At 62.3% G+C, this 23,609-nt stretch carries 21 protein-coding genes; 12 read left to right on the top strand and 9 right to left on the bottom strand.

Annotated elements, in window-relative coordinates; genetic code table 11:
- Positions 1–429 precede the first annotated feature (429 nt).
- On the bottom strand, positions 430–1,419 hold the full coding sequence (locus V6607_RS32365) for a phosphate ABC transporter substrate-binding protein PstS (protein ID WP_003213401.1): 990 nt from the start codon (positions 1,417–1,419) through the stop codon (positions 430–432).
- Between the two features lie 329 nt (positions 1,420–1,748).
- Positions 1,749–3,038, bottom strand: coding sequence for an MFS transporter (locus V6607_RS32370; RefSeq protein WP_003213403.1), 1,290 nt, complete (start codon positions 3,036–3,038; stop codon positions 1,749–1,751).
- 457 nt (positions 3,039–3,495) lie between these two features.
- On the opposite strand from V6607_RS32370, the gene V6607_RS32375 reads away from it, so the two are divergent.
- Together V6607_RS32375 and V6607_RS32380 are read left to right on the top strand one after the other, a co-directional pair.
- Positions 3,496–3,900 (top strand): acyl-CoA thioesterase, encoded by a 405-nt coding sequence (locus tag V6607_RS32375; RefSeq protein ID WP_003176975.1) that lies wholly within the window; start codon positions 3,496–3,498, stop codon positions 3,898–3,900.
- 58 nt (positions 3,901–3,958) lie between these two features.
- Positions 3,959–4,858, top strand: a complete 900-nt coding sequence (locus tag V6607_RS32380; protein ID WP_134327545.1) for a D-hexose-6-phosphate mutarotase — start codon at positions 3,959–3,961, stop codon at positions 4,856–4,858.
- 120 nt (positions 4,859–4,978) lie between these two features.
- Here the strand turns inward: V6607_RS32380 and V6607_RS32385 are convergent, their stop codons facing one another.
- The 5 genes from V6607_RS32385 to V6607_RS32405 all read right to left on the bottom strand — a co-directional run bounded on the left by V6607_RS32385 (position 4,979) and on the right by V6607_RS32405 (position 8,769).
- Positions 4,979–5,512 (bottom strand): DUF3299 domain-containing protein, encoded by a 534-nt coding sequence (locus V6607_RS32385; RefSeq protein ID WP_023659290.1) that lies wholly within the window; start codon positions 5,510–5,512, stop codon positions 4,979–4,981.
- A 78-nt stretch (positions 5,513–5,590) separates the two neighbouring features.
- A complete protein-coding gene (locus tag V6607_RS32390; RefSeq protein ID WP_003213408.1) occupies positions 5,591–5,836 on the bottom strand; it encodes a GlsB/YeaQ/YmgE family stress response membrane protein in 246 nt (81 codons plus the stop codon).
- Between the two features lie 103 nt (positions 5,837–5,939).
- Positions 5,940–7,025: a 5-(carboxyamino)imidazole ribonucleotide synthase gene (locus tag V6607_RS32395; RefSeq protein WP_102370181.1), complete on the bottom strand. Its 1,086-nt coding sequence runs from the start codon at positions 7,023–7,025 to the stop codon at positions 5,940–5,942.
- Between the two features lie 12 nt (positions 7,026–7,037).
- Positions 7,038–7,529, bottom strand: a complete 492-nt coding sequence (gene purE / locus V6607_RS32400) for a 5-(carboxyamino)imidazole ribonucleotide mutase (protein WP_003213411.1) — start codon at positions 7,527–7,529, stop codon at positions 7,038–7,040.
- Positions 7,530–7,845: 316 nt separating this feature from the next.
- Positions 7,846–8,769: a LysR substrate-binding domain-containing protein gene (locus tag V6607_RS32405; RefSeq protein WP_134327546.1), complete on the bottom strand. Its 924-nt coding sequence runs from the start codon at positions 8,767–8,769 to the stop codon at positions 7,846–7,848.
- A gap of 181 nt (positions 8,770–8,950) precedes the next feature.
- On the opposite strand from V6607_RS32405, the gene aspA reads away from it, so the two are divergent.
- From aspA to V6607_RS32435, 6 genes are all read left to right on the top strand, one after another.
- Complete coding sequence (gene aspA / locus V6607_RS32410; protein ID WP_003213415.1) at positions 8,951–10,375, top strand: aspartate ammonia-lyase; 1,425 nt, start codon at positions 8,951–8,953, stop codon at positions 10,373–10,375.
- Positions 10,376–10,767: 392 nt separating this feature from the next.
- Complete coding sequence (locus V6607_RS32415) at positions 10,768–12,219, top strand: alanine/glycine:cation symporter family protein (RefSeq protein WP_003213417.1); 1,452 nt, start codon at positions 10,768–10,770, stop codon at positions 12,217–12,219.
- A 77-nt stretch (positions 12,220–12,296) separates the two neighbouring features.
- Positions 12,297–13,274: an asparaginase gene (locus V6607_RS32420; protein ID WP_134327547.1), complete on the top strand. Its 978-nt coding sequence runs from the start codon at positions 12,297–12,299 to the stop codon at positions 13,272–13,274.
- 50 nt (positions 13,275–13,324) lie between these two features.
- Positions 13,325–14,317 carry an AraC family transcriptional regulator gene (locus V6607_RS32425; RefSeq protein WP_003213421.1) on the top strand — a complete coding sequence of 331 codons (993 nt, stop codon included), beginning with the start codon at positions 13,325–13,327 and terminating at the stop codon, positions 14,315–14,317.
- Between the two features lie 154 nt (positions 14,318–14,471).
- Positions 14,472–15,506, top strand: a complete 1,035-nt coding sequence (locus V6607_RS32430) for a histone deacetylase family protein (RefSeq protein ID WP_134327548.1) — start codon at positions 14,472–14,474, stop codon at positions 15,504–15,506.
- The gene (locus tag V6607_RS32435) at positions 15,503–16,594 is read left to right on the top strand and encodes a polyamine ABC transporter substrate-binding protein (protein WP_093203570.1); all 1,092 of its coding nucleotides are present in this window, start codon (positions 15,503–15,505) and stop codon (positions 16,592–16,594) included. Before V6607_RS32430 ends, V6607_RS32435 begins: the two co-directional genes overlap by 4 nt.
- A gap of 21 nt (positions 16,595–16,615) precedes the next feature.
- Here the strand turns inward: V6607_RS32435 and V6607_RS32440 are convergent, their stop codons facing one another.
- A complete protein-coding gene (locus V6607_RS32440; RefSeq protein WP_134327549.1) occupies positions 16,616–18,178 on the bottom strand; it encodes a PLP-dependent aminotransferase family protein in 1,563 nt (520 codons plus the stop codon).
- Positions 18,179–18,268: 90 nt separating this feature from the next.
- On the opposite strand from V6607_RS32440, the gene V6607_RS32445 reads away from it, so the two are divergent.
- The 3 genes from V6607_RS32445 to V6607_RS32455 are packed head-to-tail and all read left to right on the top strand — an operon-like array spanning position 18,269 to position 20,032.
- Positions 18,269–18,904: an FMN-binding negative transcriptional regulator gene (locus V6607_RS32445; protein ID WP_134327550.1), complete on the top strand. Its 636-nt coding sequence runs from the start codon at positions 18,269–18,271 to the stop codon at positions 18,902–18,904.
- Positions 18,901–19,347 carry a GNAT family N-acetyltransferase gene (locus tag V6607_RS32450; protein WP_003213433.1) on the top strand — a complete coding sequence of 149 codons (447 nt, stop codon included), beginning with the start codon at positions 18,901–18,903 and terminating at the stop codon, positions 19,345–19,347. Before V6607_RS32445 ends, V6607_RS32450 begins: the two co-directional genes overlap by 4 nt.
- A 13-nt stretch (positions 19,348–19,360) precedes the next feature.
- Positions 19,361–20,032 carry a GNAT family protein gene (locus V6607_RS32455; RefSeq protein ID WP_087694597.1) on the top strand — a complete coding sequence of 224 codons (672 nt, stop codon included), beginning with the start codon at positions 19,361–19,363 and terminating at the stop codon, positions 20,030–20,032.
- Positions 20,033–20,254: 222 nt separating this feature from the next.
- Here V6607_RS32455 and V6607_RS32460 read toward each other — a convergent pair whose 3' ends face one another.
- Positions 20,255–20,530, bottom strand: coding sequence for a helix-turn-helix transcriptional regulator (locus V6607_RS32460; RefSeq protein ID WP_087694596.1), 276 nt, complete (start codon positions 20,528–20,530; stop codon positions 20,255–20,257).
- Positions 20,531–20,617: 87 nt separating this feature from the next.
- Here V6607_RS32460 and V6607_RS32465 point away from each other — a divergent pair, with 87 nt between their 5' ends.
- Positions 20,618–23,590: an autotransporter outer membrane beta-barrel domain-containing protein gene (locus tag V6607_RS32465; RefSeq protein WP_134327551.1), complete on the top strand. Its 2,973-nt coding sequence runs from the start codon at positions 20,618–20,620 to the stop codon at positions 23,588–23,590.
- Positions 23,591–23,609 lie beyond the last annotated feature (19 nt).

Consider the following 23,609-nt stretch of genomic DNA (forward strand, 5'->3'; position numbering starts at 1 on the left):
CAGGCAGGCGCGAGGGCCTCTTCCTTGGTCAGGTTGGCGCCGTGGAACAGCGGGGCGACCACGTAGGCGAGGAAGAAGAAGATCAAGGTGATCGCGCCCAGGACGGCGAGGCCGCCAATCAGCACGTACCAGCGGGTCAGGCGATCCTTGAGCGCGCGGATGCGGCGCTTGCGTTGCAGCTCAGGCGTATTGAAATCAATGCGCTTGGGGGGAGAAGTCGTCGTCATGGTGGAATTGGCCAGATCATTCATGCGCACACCCTAGCGATCCTGTATGACAGAAAGATGACAATGCAGTGACGCAAGAAATCCGCCGCGTAGCAGGGCTGGCAGCGGATTAAAAAATGGGAGGCGAGGTCCAGGTCTTACAGACCCCGCCCGGGCCTTGAACCGTGGGTAAACCGCGGTTCAAGGCAGGTTTACCGGCGGCTTATTTGCCACCTTCTTTCAGGCCCAGGTCAGCCAGTGCCTTGGCGGCAACTTTGGCTGGCAGCGGGATGTAGCCGTCTTTCACTACCACTTCCTGGCCCTGTTTGGACAGAACCAGCTTCACGAACTCGGCTTCCAGCGGGGCCAGAGGCTTGTTCGGGGCTTTGTTGACGTAGACGTAGAGGAAGCGCGACAGCGGGTATTTGCCGTTCAGGGCGTTTTCTTCGCTGTCTTCGATGAAGTCAGTGCTGCCTTTCTTGGCCAGGGCCACGGTTTTCACGCTGGCGGTTTTGTAACCGATGCCCGAGTAACCGATGCCGTTCAGCGAGGAGCTGATGGACTGCACAACCGACGCCGAACCAGGTTGTTCGTTCACGTTAGGCTTGTAGTCGCCTTTGCACAGGGCTTCTTCCTTGAAGTAGCCGTAGGTGCCGGATACCGAGTTGCGACCGAACAGTTGCACTGGCTTGTTGGCCAGGTCGCCGGTCACGCCCAGGTCGCCCCAGGTCTTGACGTCAGCCTTGGCGCCGCACAGACGAGTCGAGGAGAAGATCGCGTCGACTTGTTCCATGGTCAGGTGCTGGATCGGGTTGTCCTTGTGCACGAACACGGCCAGGGCATCCACGGCAACCGGGATCGCGGTTGGCTTGTAGCCGTACTTCTGCTCGAAGGCAGCCAGCTCGGTGTCCTTCATCTTGCGGCTCATCGGGCCCAGGTTGGAGGTGCCTTCAGTCAGTGCAGGAGGTGCAGTGGCGGAGCCGGCGGCCTGAATCTGGATGTTGACGTTCGGGTATTCCTTTTTGTAACCCTCAGCCCACAGGGTCATCAGGTTTGCCAGGGTATCGGAACCAACGCTGGACAGGTTGCCCGACACACCAGTGGTCTTCACGTAAGCCGGAATCGCCGGGTCAACACCAGCGGCTACCGCGTTAGCGGTCGCAACGCCAGCAGCGACAAAAGTCATTGCCGCCATCAAACGTTTCAGTTTCATGCCTTGCTCCTAGCAGATAGGGATAGTTGGATCGGGGCCAAGTATCGGTAGGCCGTGTGAACACTCTATGTCTGGAATATGACAATTAGATGAAAGGCCAGCATTTATGAAAAAGCTGACAGGAAGGAGAAACGCCAATAAATCCGGGGCTTGCGAGGAGGTTGGAGCGATTTCGTGGAAACAATCTGTAATCGTTGTAAGGCAAAATCTGTGGCGAGGGAGCTTGCTCCCGTTGGGTCGCGTAGCGGCCCCCAGAATGGAACGGCTGCGCAGTTCAACGGGAGCAAGCTCCCTCGCCACAAGGTTGTCCGGCAGTTTTCAAAAACGTGTCAGCGCCCGCGCTTCCACAGGTACCCACCCACCGCCATCCCCATCACGCACAGGGCCGCCACGTAGTAAGCAGGGCCCATCGGGCTTTCCTTCATCAGCAGCGACACCGCTAACGGCGTCAGGCCACCGAATACGGCGTAGGCGACGTTGTAGGAGAACGACAAACCGCTGAAACGCACCACCGGCGGGAACGCTTTCACCATGACATAGGGCACCACGCCAATGGTGCCTACAAACAGGCCGGTCAAGGCGTACAGCGGGAACAGCCAGTCCGGGTGAGCCATCAGGCTGTGATAGAGCGTCCAGGACGTTGCCAGCAACAAGGCACAACCGATGATCAGCACGCGCCCGGCACCAAAACGGTCGGCCAGGGCGCCGGAAGCAATACACCCCAGGCTCAGGGTGACGATGGCCAGGCTATTGGCCTGCAGCGCCACCGTTGGGCTGAAGTGGTAGATCGTTTGCAGCACGGTCGGCGTCATCAGGATAACCACGACCACACCGGCCGACAGCAGCCAGGTCAACAGCATCGACAGTACGATGGCGCCACGATGGTCACGCAACACCGCGCGCAACGGCAGCTCGGCCGCCAGGGTCTTGCGCTGCTGCATCTCGGCGAAGATCGGGGTTTCGTGCAGCCAGCGACGCAGGTACACCGACAACAGGCCGAACACACCCCCCAGCAGGAACGGAATGCGCCAGGCGTAATCCGACACCTGTTCCGGGCTGTAGAGCGTGTTGATGGCGGTGGCCACCAGCGAACCCAACAGAATGCCGGCCGTCAGGCCGCTGGTCAGGGTGCCGCAGGCATAACCGATGTGACGGGGCGGCACGTGCTCGGACACGAACACCCACGCGCCCGGCACTTCACCGCCAATCGCCGCGCCCTGGATCACGCGCATCAGCAGCAACAGGATCGGCGCCCACAGGCCGATCTGCGCGTAGGTCGGCAGCAGGCCCATGATCAGGGTCGGCACGGCCATCATGAAGATGCTCAGGGTGAACATCTTCTTGCGCCCCAGCAGGTCGCCGAAGTGCGCCATGATGATCCCGCCCAGCGGCCGCGCCAGGTAGCCGGCGGCGAAGATGCCGAAGGTCTGCATCATGCGCAGCCATTCGGGCATGTCCGCCGGGAAGAACAGCTTCCCGACTACCGTCGCAAAAAATACGAAGATGATGAAGTCGTAGAACTCCAGCGCCCCGCCCAAGGCAGACAGCGACAGGGTTTTGTAGTCGTTGCGGGTCAGCGGGCGCGAAGGTTGCGCACTGCTTGCGGGCACGGAGGACATGGCAAGGCTTCTCTTATAGTAGTCAGGACGGCAAGCCCGGGACTTGCGGCAGGCTTGGCAAGATAGCAAATCGCTTGAAAAAGCACAGCGTTGAGCCGTTAACAGTTCAGATCCGCGAAATATTTCCGTAGCAGACGTGCAATTAATATGAGCAGGAGCACAGTTGCCGGAAAAAGCCGCGATACAGCGTCTATTTACCGACCAAATGAGCGACGGGAGGTCGTCGTGGCGCCGACGGCTCGATATACTCGGCCCTTGCAAGCGCCAGACCCGCATCCTTGAGGGGCTGCTGTGCCAAAACGCCGTTGGTTATACACCAGCCGATTTGGCAGAGTTTCCCTTTAGTACGCCTTACGAGAAACGCATCGAGCGGTGTATGTTGGTGCTGAAACGTTTTTCCAGAAGACGGCTATCCACTTGAAATACCCATGAAGCGTCACGGGTCAGAGGCACCGGCATGATCGAACTCGAACAAGAAGATCCTATCCCGCAAGGCGATCTCGCCCTGCAAATCACCGCACTCCCGCGTGAGACCAACGGTTTCGGCGACATCTTCGGCGGCTGGCTGGTCGCGCAGATGGACCTGGCCGGCACCGCCATGGCGAGCAAGGTTGCCGGTGGCCGCGTAGCCACCGTGGCGATTGATCGCATGGCATTCCTGGTGCCCGTGGCCGTCGGCGCACAGTTGTCCTTCTACACCCAGGCCCTGGAAATCGGCCGCAGCTCGATCCAGATGATGGTCGAAGTGTGGAGCGACGACCCGCTGTCCAGCGAATGGCGCAAAGTCACCGAGGCGGTGTTTGTGTTCGTTGCCATCGATGGCAGCGGCCGCACCCGCTCGGTTCCGTCGCGGGCGCGTTAAACATCGCGACGTTTTGACGGTCCATTGCCCCATTGTCTGCCATTGAGAGCGCGCGCCTATGTCTACGCCCAACGTTGAAACCGTAAAACTGGATGAGCTGAACGCTTGGCGCATCCGCCACAACGGCGCCGAATTGGTGGTGGCCCAGCAAGGCGCGCATATCGTCAGCTACCAGCGCGCTGGCGAGAAGCCAATCATCTGGCCCAACGATCAGGTGGTGTTCAAGAAAGGCAAAGGCATCCGTACCGGCGTGCCGGTGTGCTGGCCGTGGTTTGGTGTGTTCGATCGCAACCCGCAGAGCGTCAAGGCCATGTACCAGGGTGCCGAGCCGGCCGGTGCCCATGGTTTCGTGCGGACCGCTGACTGGACGTTGGCTGGCGTTGAGGCTGAAGGCACAGCGCTGAGGGTTGAGCTGGAACTGCCAGTGCCTGAAGGTGGCTTCCCGGGTTGGCCGCATCAGGTTGACCTGAAGATGAGCATCCTGCTGGATGATCAACTGCACATCCGCCTGACCAGCCACAACCACGGCGCCGAGACCGTCAGCCTCAGCCAGGCGCTGCACAGCTATTTTGCGGTCAGCGATGTACGCAACGTGCAGGTCGACGGCCTGGACGGGCGGGACTATATCGATACCGCCGACGGCTGGACCCAAAAGCAGCAATCCGGGCTGCTGCACTTCACCGCCGAGACCGACCGCATCTACCTCGACACCCCGGCTCAGCTGAACATTGTCGATAAAGACTGGCAGCGCCGCGTTCAGCTCACCAGCACAGGCTCGCGCTCGACGGTGATCTGGAACCCGTGGACTGAACGCGCCAAGGCTTTCAGCGACATGGCCGACGACGGCTGGCAGGGCATGTTGTGTATCGAGACCGCGAATGTGCTGGACGATGTGGTGACGCTGGCGCCGGGTGAAAGTCATACCCTGGGCGTGAGCATCGCCGGTATTGCCCTGTAACCCCAATCAAAAATGTGGGAGCGGGCTTGCTCGCGAATGCGGTGTTCCAGTTAGTGCATGTGCTGACTGACACACCGCATTCGCGAGCAAGCCCGCTCCCACATTAGGTGCTGCGTCAGATCAGAGATCCGATTCCTTGACCGCCCGCACCTTCCCCGCATCCAACGCATACGCCGCATCGGCCAGGTCATTGTTGACCTTCTCCACCTTCAGCGTGCCCGTCACCCACAGCGGCGTGTAGATGTCATCCAGCTTCAAGCCCTTGGGATAACGCACCAGCACCAACTGGTTGGGCGGCGGTGGCGGCACGTGGATGCAGGCGCCCGGATAAGGCACCAGGAAGAACAGCGTGCTGCGGCCCTTGGCGTCGGTTTCCAGCGGCACGGGGTAGCCGCCAATGCGAATATTCTTGCCGTTCATGGCAGCCACCGTCTTGGTGGAATACATAACCGCCGGCAAACCCTTGCTCTGCTTCAGGCCACCCTTTGCGGTGAACGTGCCTTGGGCTTCCGGGGAGTTGTGGTCGATTTCCGGCATTTCTTCGAGGGCTTTCTGGTCCGACTTGGGCATCAGTTCCAGCCAGTCGGTTTCCGGCAGTTCGCCAGCGTGGGCCAACCCGGTGCATAGAAGAAGGGATAACAGAAGACGGCGCATGGAGAGGCTCGGCAAGGATTACAGTGCCGGCATTCTAGCCCTCTGCGCCTGCGCAGCGCAGAGGGCCTGGTCGCTAAATTACTTCTTTTTCAGCAGACCGTAGATCACCAGCAGCACCACGGCACCCACCAGCGCACCAATGAAGCCTGCGCCCTGGCCCGCCTGATAGATACCCAGTGCCTGGCCACCATAGGTCGCAACCAGCGAACCGGCGATACCCAGCAGGATGGTCATGATCCAGCCCATGCTGTCGTCGCCTGGCTTCAGGAAACGCGCCAGCAGGCCGACGATCAAACCGATAAAGATGGTCCCAATGATACCCATGGCATTTCCCTCTGATTGAAGTGAATTCAGTCAAAGCCTAGTCAGACTTTGGCTTCCTGCAATCAGAGGGTGGCGGGTACCAATGGTTCCGCCCGGCCTTGGGTTATTGCTCGGCGATCAGCGCTTCGACCTTGAGGATCTGCGCTTGCAGCGTCGCGCGATCCTTGCAGCGCAGGTTGGCGTGGCCGACCTTGCGCCCGGCCTTGAACGCCTTGCCGTAGTGATGCAGATGGCAGTCATCAATCGCGATCACGCGATCAACCGGCGGCACCACGCCGATGAAGTTGAGCATGGCGCTCTCGCCGACTTTTGCCGTGGAGCCCAATGGCAAGCCCGCTACCGCCCGCAGGTGGTTTTCGAACTGGCTGCACTCGGCGCCTTCGGTGGTCCAGTGCCCGGAGTTGTGCACGCGCGGGGCGATTTCGTTGGCCTTGAGGCCACCGTCGACTTCAAAGAACTCGAACGCCATCACGCCGACGTAATCCAGTTGCTTCAGCACACGGCTCGAATAATCTTCGGCCAGGGCTTGCAGCGGGTGATCGGTGCTGGCCACGGACAGCTTGAGGATGCCGCTGTCGTGGGTGTTGTGCACCAGCGGGTAGAAACGCGTTTCGCCATCGCGGGCACGCACGGCAATCAGCGAGACTTCACCGGTGAACGGCACGAAGCCTTCCAGCAGGCAGCCGACGCTGCCCAGTTCGGCGAAGGTACCGACCACGTCGGCGGCGGTGCGCAGGACTTTCTGGCCCTTGCCGTCGTAACCCAGGGTGCGGGTCTTCAACACGGCCGGCAGGCCGATGGAGGCGACCGCGGCGTCCAGGTCAGCCTGGGACTGGATGTCGGCGAAAGCCGGTGTCGGGATGCCCAGGTCCTTGAACATGCTCTTCTCGAACCAGCGGTCACGAGCGATGCGCAAGGCTTCGGCGCTCGGGTATACCGGCACGAACTGCGACAGGAAGGCCACGGTTTCAGCCGGGACGCTTTCAAACTCGAAGGTCACCAGATCGACTTCATCGGCCAGTTGGCGCAGGTGATCCGGGTCGCTGTAGTCCGCACGCAGGTGTTCACCCAGGGCAGCTGCACAGGCATCTGGTGCCGGATCCAGGAAAGCGAAGTTCATCCCCAGCGGCGTACCCGCCAGGGCCAGCATGCGGCCCAGTTGGCCGCCACCGATTACACCGATTTTCATCAATCAACCACCTCAGGCAATGCGTGGGTCTGGATTGTCCAGGACGCTGTCTGTCTGCTCAGCACGGAATTTTTTCAGCGCCGCGTGGAACTGCGGGTGCTTGGCGCCGAGGATGCTGGCGGACAACAAGGCAGCGTTGATCGCGCCGGCCTTGCCGATCGCCAGGGTAGCCACCGGAATACCGGCGGGCATCTGCACGATGGACAACAGCGAATCCACGCCCGAGAGCATCGACGACTGCACCGGTACGCCCAGCACTGGCAGGTGAGTCTTGGCCGCACACATGCCTGGCAGGTGAGCTGCGCCGCCGGCACCGGCGATGATTACCTCGATGCCACGGGATTCTGCTTCATCGGCATACTGGAACAGCAAATCCGGAGTGCGGTGGGCGGAAACCACCTTCACTTCGTAGGGAATGCCGAGTTTTTCCAGCATATCGGCGGTGTGGCTAAGGGTGGACCAATCGGACTTGGAGCCCATGATCACGCCAACCAATGCACTCATCGTCGTGCCTCTTCTCTCTGGGCGCCCGCAGGCGCGTCAAAAAACAACAAGCCACGCGGGAAATCCAGCGTGGCTTGTTGTACGAATTAAGGCCGGTTGGACCGGCCGAAGGCCGCGCAGTATACCGTAATAACGCAGATAAACAGCCCCTGGAATGACCATCTGTCTTACACCTCAAACAGGCGGTTTTATTGACTTCCAGGTCAGCGAACACACCACAAAATACTGTGGGAGCTGGCTTGCCTGCGATGGCGGAGGGTCAGTGCCTGAAATGTCAGCTGATACACCGCTATCGCAGGCAAGCCAGCTCCCACATTTAACCGCGTTCAGCCGCCGGTGCCTGCGCCGCGCCGCCTTCCAGCTTGCGCCACAACAACCGCACGTTCGCCTTGCGCACCAACGCACAGCGATACAACCGGATCTCCAGCGGCACATGCCATTGCGGGCCGCCGCACACCACCAGCTCACCCCGGGCCAGCTCGGCGCGCACGCTCAACTGCGGCACCCAGGCAATGCCCAAGCCCTCAAGGGCCATGCTTTTCAGGCTGTCGGCCATGGCCGTTTCGTAAATCGTGGTAAAGCGCAGCGCCCGCTGGCGCAGCAGCAGGTTTACCGAGCGCCCCAGGAAAGCTCCGGCGCTGTAGGCTAGCAGCGGCACGCTGCCCTCGCCTTCCAGGTCGAACAACGGCTTGCCGTCGGCATCGGCGGCGCACACCGGCAGCATCTCGGTGTTGCCCAGGTGCAGCGACGGGAAGATCTCCGGGTCCATCTGCATCGCCGCATCCGGGTCGTAGAACGCCAGCATCAAATCGCAACCGCCTTCACGCAGCGCATGCACGGCGTCGCCCACGTTGGTGGCGACCAACCGCGTGGCGATGTTCAGCCCTTCGTTGCGCAACTGCGCGATCCAGCGCGGGAAGAAACCCAGGGCCAGGGAGTGCGCCGCCGCCACTTGCATGACTTCGCCCTGCCCGCCTTCCAGGTGATGCAGGTGGCGCAGCACCTCGCCGAGTTGCTCGACCACGGTCCGCGCGGTGACCAGGAACAACTGCCCCGCCGCCGTCAGTTCGACCGGCGTGCGCGAGCGATTGACCAAGGTCAGCCCCAGCGCCGCCTCCAGGCTGCGGATGCGCCGACTGAACGCCGGCTGGGTGACGAAGCGCCGCTCAGCCGCCTGGGAGAAGCTGCGGGTGGCAGCCAGGGCGCTAAAGTCTTCCAGCCATTTGCTTTCAAGGTTCATCACATCCTCCCGGGGCACGCACCATTTTGGCACACACGTCCGTCATGGTAACGGGGTCACACCGACATTATGCCGTTTATGCATAGGCCAGTGTTTAACAGCATTGGCCCAAAATCTCCTGCAAGCCTAGCATTCACAGCGTTCCGGCCTAGCCCGGGTCCATATCGAGATGATTTCCGTCATGTCCTCCGCTGCATCTTTCCGCACAGAAAAAGACCTGCTTGGCGTACTCGAAGTACCCGCTCAAGCGTATTACGGCATCCAGACCCTGCGAGCGGTGAACAACTTCCGTCTCTCGGGCGTTCCGATTTCGCATTACCCGAAATTGGTGGTCGGCCTGGCAATGGTCAAGCAGGCAGCTGCTGACGCCAACCGCGAGCTGGGCCAACTCAGCGAAGCCAAGCACGCTGCCATCAGCGAAGCCTGTGCCCGTCTGATCCGCGGCGATTTCCACGAAGAGTTCGTGGTGGACATGATTCAAGGCGGCGCTGGCACTTCAACCAACATGAATGCCAACGAAGTCATCGCCAACATCGCGCTGGAGGCCATGGGCCACAGCAAGGGCGAATACCAATACCTGCACCCCAACAACGACGTGAACATGGCGCAGTCGACCAACGACGCCTACCCGACCGCGATCCGCCTGGGTCTGCTGCTGGGCCACGACGCGCTGTTGGCCAGCCTCGACAGCCTGATCCAGGCGTTCGCTGCCAAGGGTGAAGAATTCAGCCACGTCCTGAAAATGGGCCGTACCCAGCTGCAAGACGCCGTGCCGATGACCCTCGGCCAGGAATTCCGTGCCTTCGCCACCACCCTCGGTGAAGACCTGGCCCGCCTGAAGACCCTGGCGCCTGAGCTGCTGACCGAAGTGAACCTGGGCGGCACCGCCATCGGTACCGGCATCAACGCCGACCCGCGTTACCAGGCCCTGGCCGTCCAGCGCCTGGCGACCATCAGCGGCCAGCCGCTGGTACCGGCTGCCGACCTGATCGAAGCCACCTCCGACATGGGCGCTTTCGTGCTGTTCTCCGGCATGCTCAAGCGTACCGCGGTGAAGCTGTCGAAGATCTGCAACGACCTGCGCCTGCTGTCCAGCGGCCCACGCACCGGCATCAACGAAATCAACCTGCCGGCGCGTCAGCCAGGCAGCTCGATCATGCCCGGCAAGGTCAATCCGGTGATCCCGGAAGCCGTGAACCAGGTGGCGTTCCAAATCATCGGTAACGATTTGGCGCTGACCATCGCGGCCGAAGGCGGCCAGCTGCAACTGAACGTGATGGAGCCGCTGATCGCCTACAAGATCTTCGACTCGATCCGCCTGCTGCAACGCGCCATGGACATGCTGCGCGAGCACTGCATCGTCGGCATCACTGCCAACGAAGCCCGCTGCCGCGAGCTGGTGGAACACTCCATCGGCCTGGTCACCGCGCTGAACCCGTACATCGGCTATGAAAACGCCACCCGCATCGCCCGTATCGCCCTTGAAAGCGGCCGCGGCGTGCTGGAACTGGTGCGCGAAGAAGGCTTGCTCGACGACGCCATGCTCGACGACATCCTGCGCCCCGAAAACATGATTGCCCCACGTTTGGTCCCCTTGAAGGCCTAAGCGTTTGTTGCACCGCTCACCAGGTTGAGGGACTAGACACCTCTCACCTTTTGAGGGCCTGAAGGCTCGTTCTTCAGGCCCTTTTTTTTGCCTCAAGGTTGTGAAATGACGCCAATAAAAACTCCAAGATCGCCCAACAAACCCGCCTTGCCCGTAACGCCTTGGCTGAAACCTTTAATCGCCTCGTGCAGACGGATCACCCACTCCTAGGTATAGTGCCGCCCCTCTTCGCGTCAGCGGTCGTCGGTAACGAGACCCTGGGAAGCGCGAAACCGCATGAATAACAACACCCGCAAAAGGATTGGGGTCGAAGCGTCGTGCACTGCCTGGTGCCGAGCGATGCGTCGGACCGTCCTGCGTTTGCCATTAGAAAAATCAGCGAGGAACACTCCATGCTAGAAGTCATCAACGACTTCCTCTCAGGGAAAGTATTGATCGTGCTCATTGTCGGGCTCGGTGGTTACTTCACGATCCGCTCGCGTTTCGTTCAGTTGCGTCACTTTTTCCACATGTTTTCGGTGTTTCGCGACAGCCTGAAAAGCAGCGCCGGCCAGCTCAGTTCGTTCCAGGCGCTGATGCTCAGCCTCGCCGGGCGCGTGGGTGCCGGCAACATCGCAGGCGTCGGCATTGCCGTGACCCTGGGTGGCCCGGGCGCCGTATTCTGGATGTGGGTCACCGCACTGGTGGGCATGTCTTCGAGCTTTATCGAGTGCTCCCTCGGCCAACTGTACAAACGCACCGACGCTGAAGGCACCTACCGTGGTGGCCCGGCGTATTACATCCAGCACGGCCTGCACAAACGCTGGCTGGGCATGGTGATGGCGTTCCTGCTGCTGGTGACTTTCGGCTTCGCCTTCAATGGCCTGCAAGCCCACGCCGTAACCCACTCGCTGAACAACGCATTTGGCCTCGACACCACCTACACCGGCCTGGCCCTGGCGGTGTTGCTGGGCCTGGTGTTCATCGGCGGGATCAAGCGTATCGCCTCGATCGCCGACCTGCTGGTGCCGGTCAAGACCCTGGTCTACATCGCGGTGACCCTGTACGTGATCGTGCTGCAATTCGACCACGTGCCGGCCATGCTCGCGACCATCGTCAAGAGCGCTTTCGGCCTCGACCAGGCCTTCGGTGGCCTGGTGGGCAGCGCGATCATCATGGGTGTGAAACGCGGCGTGTTCGCCAACGAAGCCGGCCTGGGCAGTGCGCCTAACGTGGCGGCAGTCGCCTCGGTTGAACACCCGATCGCCCAAGGCGTGGTTCAGGCGTTCAGCGTGTTCCTCGACACCTTCGTCATCTGCACCTGCACCGCGCTGCTGATCCTGCTCTCGGGCTTCTACACCCCGGGCTTTGAAGGCGACGGCATTGCCCTGACCCAGAACTCCCTGGCGGCGGTGGTCGGTGACTGGGGCCGAATGTTCATCTCGGTGGCCCTGGCGTTGTTCGTGTTCACCTCGATCATGTACAACTACTACCTCGGCGAGAGCAACCTGCGCTTCATCGTGGGCGACAACCGCAAGGTGCTGATGGGCTACCGCGCGCTGGTGCTGGTGCTGATTTTCTGGGGTTCCATCGAGAACCTGAGCACCGTGTTTGCCTTCGCCGACATCACCATGACCATGCTGGCGTTCGTCAACCTGTTCGCCCTGGCGTTCCTGTTCAAGATCGCCATGCGCATCCTGAATGACTACGACGGCCAGCGTGCTGCGGGCATCAAGACCCCGGTGTTTGATTCCAGCAAGTTCCCGGACCTGGACCTGGACCGCAAGGCCTGGCCGGCAAATCCGGTGAAGCCTGAGCCAGCCGCTCAAGCGACGGCAGAACTTAACGCTCAAGCGCAACGCTAAACCTAGATAGATGACACGCCGCCCGGCCTTGGGCATGCTCTGGGCCCGGCGGCGTTTTTCGTTCAGGAGATTCTTCAATGCAACCAGCCAACAACGTCATGGTGCTCTACACCGGCGGCACCATCGGCATGCAGGCCAGCGCCAACGGCCTGGCCCCCGCTTCGGGGTTTGAAGCGCGCATGAGCGAAGCCCTCGCCCAACTGAATATGCCAGCCTGGCGCTTTCGGGAAATGTCCCCGCTGATCGACAGTGCGAACATGACCCCCGCCTATTGGCAGCGCCTGCGCGCCGCCGTGGTTGAGGCGGTGGACGAGGGTTGCGACGCCGTACTGGTGCTGCACGGCACCGACACCCTGGCCTACAGCGCCGCGGCCATGAGTTTCCAACTGCTGGGCCTGCCCGCGCCGGTGCTGTTTACCGGCTCGATGCTGCCGGCCGGTGTGCCCGACAGCGATGCCTGGGAAAACGTCAGCGGTGCGCTGGCGGCCCTGGGCGCTGGCCTGGCGCCTGGCGTGCAACTGTACTTCCACGGTGCACTGATGGCCCCGACCCGTTGCGCGAAAATCCGCAGTTTTGGTCGCCACCCGTTTGCCGCGTTGCAGCGTAACGGCGGCGTCGCCCAAGCCGAGTTGGTTCCGGCGGCGCTGCATTACCGCCAGGCCAAGGCGCTGGCCAATGTGGGTGTGCTGCCACTGGTGCCGGGCATCGCACCCGCGCAATTGGACGCGTTGATCGACAGCGGCATCCAGGCGCTGGTGCTGGAATGCTTCGGCAGCGGCACCGGGCCGAGCGACAACCCGCAGTTCCTCGCCAGCCTGCAGCGCGCGCAGGATAACGGCGTGGTCGTGGTGGCAATCACCCAATGCCATGAAGGCGGTGTGGAGCTGGACGTGTATGAAGCCGGCAGCCGCCTGCGAGGCGTCGGGGTGTTGTCGGGTGGCGGGATGACCCGTGAAGCCGCGTTTGGCAAGCTCAATGCGTTGATCGGCGCCGGGCTGGACACCGCCGAAATCCGCCGCCTGGTCGAACTCGACCTGTGCGGCGAACTGAGCTGACCGGCATATAACTTGCTCCTCTTCCAGCCATCCCCTGGCTGGAAGCACCCATGCTGCACTCCCACCTCACCACCCTCAATGCCGTCTCGTTGGTGCTCAATACCTTCAAGGCCGAAGGCCAACCCGCCGAGGCCTTGCTGGCCGGCAGCGGTATTTGCGCGGCGGACTTGAGCCGCGCCGACACCCGCATCACCACCAACCAGGAGATGCGCGTGTGTGCCAACGCCGTGGCCCTGCGCCGGGATATCGGCCTGGAGCTGGGCCGGCAAATGCACGTTTCTTCCTATGGCATGCTCGGTTACGCACTGCTCACCAGTGCCACCTTCGGTGACGCTTTGCGCCTGGCGCTGCGGTATCCGGCGCTGCTGGGAACACTTTTCGAGCTGGACCTTGAGGAAGACGGCACGCGCATCTGGTTCAGCGCCGCGGATTACCGGGAAAATCCGGCGCTGGAAACGTTCAACGTCGAACTCTGCCTGGCCTCGTTGAAGGTGATCTGCGACGACCTGCTGGGGCATGCCCTGCCGCTGCTGGGGGCGCGCTTTGAACACGACGCCCCGGATTACCGCGCACGGTACGCCGAAATCTTTGCCTGCCCGCTGCAATTCGGCGCCATCGCCAACGCGTTTGCCTTCGACCGAAGCTGGCTGGACCAGCCCCTGCCATTAGCCGACGCCGTCACCCACCAGGCCATGGCCGAGCGCTGCCGCAAGCAAAACACCGAGTTCACCGGGCGCCAGGCCTGGCTGGGCAAGATTCGCCACCTGCTCGCCAGCCAACTCAGCGCCGCGCCGGGCCTCGACGGCCTGGCCGAGCAGATGAACTGCTCCCCGCGCACGCTACGCCGGCACCTGCATGACTTGGGCTGCAGCTATCAGGAGTTGCTGGACGAGCTACGCTTCGAGCGGGCCAAGCGATTGCTGGGCGAGGATGAGCTGCCCATTTACCGAATTGCCGAGGCGCTGGGCTTCAGCGAAACCGCGAGTTTCCGTCACGCCTTTGTCCGCTGGAGCGGCGTAGCACCCAGCCAGTTCCGCCCCTGAAGCCACTTGCTGGGGCGTGGCCGCGCCATTTCGGGGCGAATTGCGGTCACACACTTTGGCCATATTTATCCCCTTTTGGCCGCTCCTGCCATTCTCATTAATCCCACCCGCCGCAAGACTGGACTCACCGATTCAGCCTGCGGAGAACAACAATATGCTGACGATCTACTCGGACGATCACCACCTGCACCATGGCCGGTGCGAGTTGATGGACGGGCAACTGATGCCCTGTTTTGAAATGCCCGCGCGCGCCGACCATGTGTTGCAACGGGTCAAGGACCGCGAACTGGGCCCGGTGCAAGCGCCTGAGGATTTTGGCCTAGCGCCGCTGCAACGTATTCACAGCCCCGCGTACCTGGACTTCTTCAAAGGCGCCTGGCAACGCTGGACGGCATTTGGCCAGGACGGAGACTTGCTGCCCTACACCTGGCCCGCACGCACCTTGCGCCGGGTCATCCCCACCAGCCTGCACGGCCAGCTCGGCTATTACAGTTTCGACGGCGGCGCGCCGATCACCGCCGGCACCTGGCAAGCGGCCTACAGCGCGGCGCAAGTCGCTCTCACCGCGCAACAGGCGATCCAGCAAGGCGCCCGCAGTGCCTTCGCCCTGTGCCGTCCGCCCGGGCACCACGCCGCCAGCGACTTGATGGGCGGATATTGCTACCTCAACAACGCGGCGATCGCAGCCCAGGCGTTTCTCGACCAGGGCCACACAAAGGTGGCCATCCTTGACGTGGACTACCACCACGGCAACGGTACCCAGTCGATTTTCTACGAGCGCGACGATGTGCTGTTCACCTCGATCCACGGCCATCCGGAGGCGGAATTTCCGTTCTTCCTGGGCTACGCCGACGAGTTGGGCGAAGGCGCCGGTGAAGGTTTCAACTTCAATTACCCGCTGCCCGCAGGTTCTGGCTGGGACCGCTGGAGCGCCGCACTGGAGCAGGCCTGCGGGGATATCGAGCGCTACGGCGCCGACATCATCGTGGTCTCGCTGGGCGTCGACACCTTCAAGGACGACCCGATCTCCCAGTTCAAGCTCGACAGCCCCGACTACCTGGCGATGGGCGCGCGAATCGCCCGCCTCGGCAAACCGACGCTGTTTGTGATGGAAGGCGGCTACGCCGTGGAAGAAATCGGCATCAATGCCGTCAACGTTCTCGAAGGTTTTGAGGGATTCGCCCAATGAACATGCTCAAGCATCTCGTCCTCTGCGCCGCCGTGCTGAGCGGGGCCGCGCACGCCGAAGAAAGAACCCTGCGGGTCTACAACTGGTTCGACTACATCACGCCCAAGGCCCTGGAAGATTTCAAGGCGCAGAACCCCAGCGTCAAGCTGGTCTACGACATCTTCGACACCAACGAAGCCCTGGAGGCCAAGCTGCTGACCGGCAACTCCGGCTATGACGTGGTGGTGCCGTCCAACGTGTTCCTGGCCAAGCAGATCGAAGCCTCGGTGTTCCAGCCGCTGGACCGCAGCAAACTGCCCAACTGGAACCACCTTGATCCCAAGTTGATGAAGCTGATCGAGGCCAACGACCCCGGCAATAAATTCGCCGTGCCCTACATGTACGGCACCATCCTGATCGGCTTCAACCCGGACAAGGTCAAGGCCGCGCTGGGGGCCAACGCCCCCGTGGACAGCTGGGACCTGATCTTCAACGTCGAGAACATCAGCAAGCTCAAGCAATGCGGCGTGGCGCTGCTGGATTCGCCGTCGGAAATCCTGCCCCTGGCCTTGCAACACCTGGGCCTGGACCCCAACAGCAGCAACCCGGCGGACTATGTCAAAGCCGAAGCACTGCTGATGAAGATCCGCCCGTACATCACCTATTTCCATTCGTCCAAGTACATGGCTGACATTGCCAACGGCGACATCTGCGTGGCGGTCGGCTATTCCGGCAGCTTCTCCCAGGCCGCCAACCGCGCCAAGGAAGCCAAGAACGGTGTGACCGTGGACATGCGGCTACCCAAAGAAGGCGCGCCGATCTGGTTCGACATGCTCGCGATCCCCAAAGGCGCCAAGGACCCGGAAGACGCCTACGCCTTTATCAACTACCTGCTGCAACCGGGCGTGATCGCGCCGATCAGCGATTTTGTCGGTTACCCCAACCCCAACAAGGACGCCACCGGGTTGGTGGATCCGGCGATTCGCAACAATCCCAACCTGTACCCGACCGAGGCGGCCATGGCCACGCTGTATACCCTCAAGCCCCTGGGACGTGACGCCGAACGTGCCAGGACCCGCGCCTGGACCAAGATCAAGTCCGGCACCTGATCGGTTGCCGCCGGTTGCGCCTCAGTGCGCAACCGGCGCGCGCCAAACCTGGCCCAAGCGCTTCAACGCCTGGCTGATCTGCGCCTCGGGCACGGCAGCAAACCCCAACACCAATCCGGCACGCTGATCCTGCGGCGTGAGTGACTCCGGCAGCCAATAGCTGCTCAAGCCATTGACCTCCACACCCACTGCCGCCGCCTGTTGGATCAGCGCCTGTTCCCGCGCCAAGCTGTCGACCCGCACGGTCAGGTGCAGCCCGGCCGCCACCGACGGCAGGCGGCCAACACCTTCAACGCCGGCGGGCCATTCGGCCAATAGCGCATTGAGCCGGCTCTGCGCGGCGCGGCGCATGCGGCGTACATGACGCTGGAAATGCCCGGTCGCCATGAACTCCGCCATCACCGCCTGGGTGCTGACTTCCGAGTGGCGCACATCCACCGCGCGGCGCCGGGCAAAGGCCTGGACCAGGCCGGCCGGCAACACCAGGTAGCCCAGGCGCAGCGCCGGAAAGGCCACCTTGCCGAAAGTCCCGACATACAGCACCCGCCCCGTGCGATCGAGGGCCGCCAGTGGCGCCAGGGGCGCGCCGCTGTAGCGGTACTCACCGTCGTAGTCATCCTCGACGATCCAGCCGCCCGTACGCTCGGCCCAGGCCAGCAGTTCCAGGCGCCGGGCCAGGCTCATCACCACGCCGGTGGGGTATTGATGGGACGGGGTGACGTAGGCCAGGCGGCAACCGCCGAGGCGGTTCAAGGCAGCGCAGTCGATGCCCTCGCTGTCCACCGTCACGCCATGCAATTGGCCGCCCGCCACCGCGAACGCATGGCCTGCTGCCCGATACCCCGGATTCTCGATGGCAACCTCATCGCCGGGCTCCACCAGCAGCTGTGCACAAAGGCTGATTGCCTGCTGCGCGCCACTGGTGATCACTATTTGCTCAGCCGTGCACTGCATACCGCGAGAACTGCGTAGATAGGCCGCAATCAATCCACGCAGGCGCGCGTCGCCCGCCGGGTCGCCATAACACAGTTGCTGCAAGTCCGGCTTGCGCCAGAAAGCCGCATTCAGCTTGGCCCACACGTCAAACGGGAACAGATCGAAAGCCGGTACGCCCACCCTGAAAGCCCTCGGCGGACCACTGGGCGGAAGCGCCAAATGATTGTTTTCCACCCGCGCCAGCGCACCGCTGTGGATAACTTGACTGGACGAAAACACAGGTAAATCCGGGCGCTTTGTGGATAAACCTGGGGATAAGCCTGTTGATAACCCTGTGGACACTTTTGTGGATAGTTTTTTTGCGGGCGTCGACGTCTGCGGCAATTGCGCCACATAGGTGCCATCACCCACGCGGCCTTCGATAAATCCTTCGGCATACAGTTGGTCGTAGGCGCGAACCACACTGTTGCGCGAAATCGATAGTGCCGCCGCCAGGTCACGGCTGGCGGGGAGCCGGGTGCCACTGACCAACCGGCCATCCAATACTCGCTGGCGCAGCGCCTGATAAAGCTGGCGGGTGAGTCCCTGGCGTCGGTCCAACTCGATACCCGCCGGGTTGAACGAGAGCGGTGGTTCTAACGCAGGCATGGAATTGGACCTATAAAATTGACTGTAGATGGCTCTTACAACGAACCAATAGCCTGCCTAGGATGCAGGCATTCGCCAAGGAAAATCTTCATGTACACACCACGCGCCTTTGCCCTCGATGACTTGCCCGAAATCCAGCAACTGATCCAGCACACGCGCCTGGCGCAACTGGTGACCTTGGGCGAACAAGGCCTGCAAGCCAGCCATTTGCCGCTGCTGCTCAACCCGGATGAAGGGCCCAACGGCACCCTTTACGGGCACATGGCCAAAGCCAATCGCCAATGGCAGGACCTGCAAAATGGCGGCGAGGCCCTGGTGATTTTTGCCGGGGCCGAGGCCTACGTCAGCCCGGCGTTCTACCCGGCCAAGGCCGAACACGGCAAAGTGGTGCCGACCTGGAATTACATCGCGGTACACGCCTACGGCACCGGCGAAGTGTTCACCGACGCCGAGCGCCTGCTCGAGCTGGTCAGCGCCCTCACCGACCGCCATGAAGGCAATCGCGCCCAACCCTGGAAAGTCAGCGACGCCCCGGCCGACTACATCGACGGCATGCTCAAGGCCATCGTCGGCTTTGCCCTGCCGATCCAGCGCCTGGAAGGCAAACGCAAACTCAGCCAGAACCGCAGCCCGGCGGACATCGCCGGCGTTCGCGACGGCCTGGCCGCCAGCACCGACGTGCGCGACCAGACCCTCGCCCGCTTTATTCCCAAGGAGCCATCATGAGCCAGATCGAAATCCGCCAGGTCAGTGCCGCCGACCACGCCGCCTGGTTGCCCCTGTGGCAAGCCTACCTGCGCTTCTACAACACCGAGCTGCCCGACGCCGTCAGCCAGAACACCTGGCAACGCTTGATCGACGCCAATGAGCCGACCCACTCGGCCCTGGCCTGGCAGGACGGCAAGGCCGTAGGCATGGTCAATTTCATCTACCACCGTTCCAACTGGAGCATCGAGAACTCCTGCTACCTGCAGGATTTGCTGGTAGATCCGGCCCAGCGCGGCACCGGCGTCGGCCGAAAGCTGATCGAATTCGTCTACGCCACCGCCAAGGCCGACGGTTGCTGCAAGGTCCACTGGCTGACCCACGAGACCAACGCCACCGCCATCCAGCTGTACGAACGCATCGCCGAACGCCCCGGTTTTATCCAGTTTCGCAAAGGTCTTTAAGGAGAAGCACAGCATGACGACATCATTGGCCGACTGGAAAGGTGTCCCGGCGCCCACCGTCACCCTTATCGAAGGGCGCTTCGTGCGCCTGGAAAAACTCGACCCCGCCCGCCATAGCGATGACCTGTTCAACGCCCTGCAAGGCCCCGGCGCGGATCCGAAGCTGTGGGACTATTTGCCTTACGGCCCATTCCCCGAGCGCGCCGCCTTCGACGCCTGGCTGAACAACCACGCGTCCCACAGCGACCCGTACTTCTTCAGTGTGATCGACAAGGCCAGCGGCGAGGTGCAAGGCATCCTCAGCCTGATGTCCATCGTGCCCGAGCAAGGCCGCATTGAAATCGGCCACGTGACCTTCGGCGCCCCGATGCAACGTTCACCGAAAAGCACCGAGGCGGTGTACCTGCTGGCCAGGCACTCGTTTGAGCTGGGCAATCGTCGCCTGGAGTGGAAGTGCAACAACGCCAACGCCCGCTCCAAAAACGCCGCCGAGCGGTTGGGTTTCAGTTTTGAAGGGGTGTTTCGCCAGCACACCGTGGTCAAGGGCCGCAACCGGGATACGGCGTGGTATTCGATCCTGGATGGGGAGTGGCCGGCGATTGGGGCGGGGTTTGAGCGGTGGCTGTCAGATGCCAACCAGACCGGTTCGGGACAGTTGAAAACGCTGGTGGAATGCCGTACCTAATCCACCCTGCCCCCCCCCCTGACAAATGTGGGAGCGGGCTTGCTCACGAAAGCGGTGTATCAGTTACAAATGTATTAACTGACCCACCGTCATCGCGGGCAAGCCCGGCTCCCACATTGTATCTTCAGCGTATCCGGGCCTTGTGCTCAGCCGAGGCGAATAGGCGAGCATCTATACCTTGAAATACTTGCTCACGATCAAACACCACGCCATCGCCTTTTCCTACAAGCTTCTGCGAACCTTCACCACTCCCATCTTCAACCCAAACGGCCTGAACACTGCGTTCAACGACTTCAGCGTCTGATTGCCCTCGCCATGTTCGATATGCACCAGCGTGCGTACGGAGATTTTGCACATCTTGGCAAACTGGCTCTGATGCAACCCAGTGACTTCCGTTCGCAGCCGGCGTACCGCCTCGGCTATTTCCAGCGTTCCCTCGGCCAATGCATCCTGAATGCTTTCGATCAACCGGGTTCGTTCTTCAACCGTCAGGCTCATTTCAATCCCCGTCACCTCCCCGCCATCATTCTGTAAAAAACCTCCGCTATACAGGTCGACTCTTTTCCTAAAACAAGGTCGCCCGCCATGCCCCCTTCGCCCCAGCGCCTTGCGCTCACTCTCGGCCTGCTGGTCAGCAGCGGTTTTGTCGATGCGGCGCCCACGCCAACCAAGACGCTGCAGATCGACACGCCCACCACCACCGGGCAAACCCTGGGTGGCAGTGACTCGTTGACGATTTCGGCACCGGGCAGCATTACGACTTCCAAAGTCGCGGTGACCTTGAAAGACGGCACCAGCGGCAACGGCGTGCGGATCGATAACTCGGGCACTATCGCCTCCACTGGCGGCCGCGGGATCGACAGCAGCGGCGACCTCACCGCCGCTCGCAACTACAGCATCTACAACCGCGCAGGCGGTGTGATCCAGGGCGCCAACGACGCGCTGCGCATCGACAGCAACTTCGCCAGCGGCAGCCTGCTGATCGACAACAGCGGCACCATTCGCTCTGCCACCGGCCAAGGGCTGGACCTGGATGCGATCCGCAGCTCCAACGTCACCACCACTATCATCAACCGCCAGGGCGGGCTGATTCGCGGTGACGCCAGCGACGGCATGAAGACCGGCGGCAACGCTACGATCACCAACTACGGCGAGATTTCCACCGGCGACACCCACTCGCGCGATGACAAATTCGACGGCGTCGACATCGACTCCGCTACTGGCGTGACCGTCACCAACTACGGCCTCATCTCCGGCGGCCGCCACGGCATCACCACCGACCTGGGCGCCACGCTGACCAACTACGGCACGGTAATCGGCCGCAACGGCTCGGGCTTTGGTTCCGACGGCGATGGCACGGTGATCAACCACGGCACTATTACCGGCGCATTTTCCGGACTGCAGCCGGACGGCGATGGTGACGGCGTGGACATCGACAAGATTGCCCACATTGAAAACTACGGCATCATCCAGGGCGTCGGCGCCGGTGGTGTCGACAAGAACGGCTTTGCCAACGGCAGCGAAGGCATCGCCCTCGGCGGTGGCTACGTGTTCAACGGCGCGGGTGCATTGGTAAGCGGTGCCAACAACGCGGTGCTGGTGGACGACGGCAGCGACGGCCCGGGACTCGCTGCAACCACCCTGATCAACCATGGCACCATTCAGGGCCTGAACGGCTTCGGCGTGAAGTTCGTCGGCGAGTTTGCCGACACGGTGGTCAACGCCGGCTTGATCAGCGGCAGCAACGGCCTGGCCCTGGATTTGGGCGGCGGCGATGACACGCTGACCCTGCTCGGCGGCAGCCGCTTTGTCGGCGTGGTGGATGGCGGCACCGGATATGACCGCGTGATCATGGACGACGCCGCCGGCGGCAGTTTCGGCGACAGCCGCAACTTCGAATGGCTGGACGTGAAGCAAGGCACCTGGACCCTCACCGGCAGCGGCGACTTCAGCGACGGCGGCGAGATTTTCAGGGGCGCCAAGCTGATCAACCAGGGCGGGATCGCTGGCAACCTGACCGTCGATGAAGGCGGTATTTATGCCGGTGGCGGCAGTGTCGGCAGCCTGTTGGTCAAAGGCACCTTGCAGACCAACACCGCCCTCGGCACCGCCAGCATCACCCGCGACCTGACGATGACCAGCGGCTCGACCCTGGCCTATGGCGTGAATGCCGACGGCAGCAGCGCACCGGTCCAGGTCGGCGGCACCGCGTACCTGAATGGCGCGACCCTGGCGGTCAATCCCGGCACCGGCACCTACCCGTGGCAGAGCCACTACACGGTACTGCAGGCCGGCAGCATCAATGGCACGTTCGGCAAGGTCACCAGCGACTATGCCTTCCTCACCCCCACATTGGATTACAGCCCTACCCAGGTCGGCCTGACCTATTCCCGCAATGACGTGGCGTTCAATCAGTTCGCCAACACCGGCAACGGCACCCGCGCCGCCAACGCCCTGGCGAGCCTGGGCAAGAACAACGCGTTGTACAACGCCTTGCTCAACACCACCAACAGCAGCGCCGGTGCCGCCATCGAGCAATTGGCCGGCAGCAGCACCGCCAACCTGACCAGTGCCACCCTCGGCGCCAGCGCCCAGGTCGGCAACAGCATGTTGAACGCCATGCACCAACTGGGCGGCGGTGCCGGACTGCTGGTGGGCCTTGATCAAAAAGACACACCCGTACTGGCCGCCACCGGCGTACCCGCCGAAGCCCGCAACCTCAACGATCCCAATGCCCGGGGCCGCCTGTGGCTGCAAGGTATCGGCAGCTACGGCAAGCTCGACGGCGACCACGGCAGCAATGGCCTGACCCAGCGCACCAAAGGCAGCGTGCTGGGGGCCGATTGGGCGCTCGATTCGGACTGGCGTGTGGGCGTGCTGGGCGGTTATTCGAAGACCGACCTGGACACCACCGGCGTCGACGGCAGCGTCGACAGCTGGCACGCCGGCGTCTACGCCATGCGCCAGAGCGGACCGCTGGCCTTGCGCCTGGGTGCTGCGTACAGCGGGCACCAGGGAGACAGTAAACGTACGGTGGCCTTTGACGGTTTCAACGATCGGCCCAAAGGTGACTACGACGCCAACAGCCAACAAGCCTTCGCCGAACTGGGTTATGCCATGGGCAGCGGGCGCCTGAGCGCCGAGCCGTTCGCCAACCTCGGCTACCAGCGCTACCACCGCGACAGCTACAACGAAAAAGGCGGCGCCGCCGCCCTGCATGTCGAAGGGCAAACCCAGGACAATTTCAGCAGCACCTTCGGCCTGCGTCTGGCGCACTTGAGCCAGCTGGACAACGGCATCAGTCTCACACCGCGGGTCAGCGCCGGCTGGAAGCACACCTACGGCGACGTGGACAGCAGCACCCGCCAGGCCTTCCTGATGGGCGGCACCGCGTTCAACGTCGAAGGCAGCGCCCTGGACCGCGACAGCCTGTTGCTGGAAGCCGGGCTGGATGTAGGCCTGTCGGCACGCCATACCCTCGGCGTGGGCTACAGCGGCGAAATAGGCAGTAACAGCCGCAATCACGGGCTGATCGGGCAATGGCAGATGAGTTTTTAATCGCGGCCCACTAGAGACA

The organism is Pseudomonas sp. KK18, from assembly GCF_037094675.1.
Taxonomy (GTDB): Bacteria; Pseudomonadota; Gammaproteobacteria; order Pseudomonadales; family Pseudomonadaceae; genus Aquipseudomonas.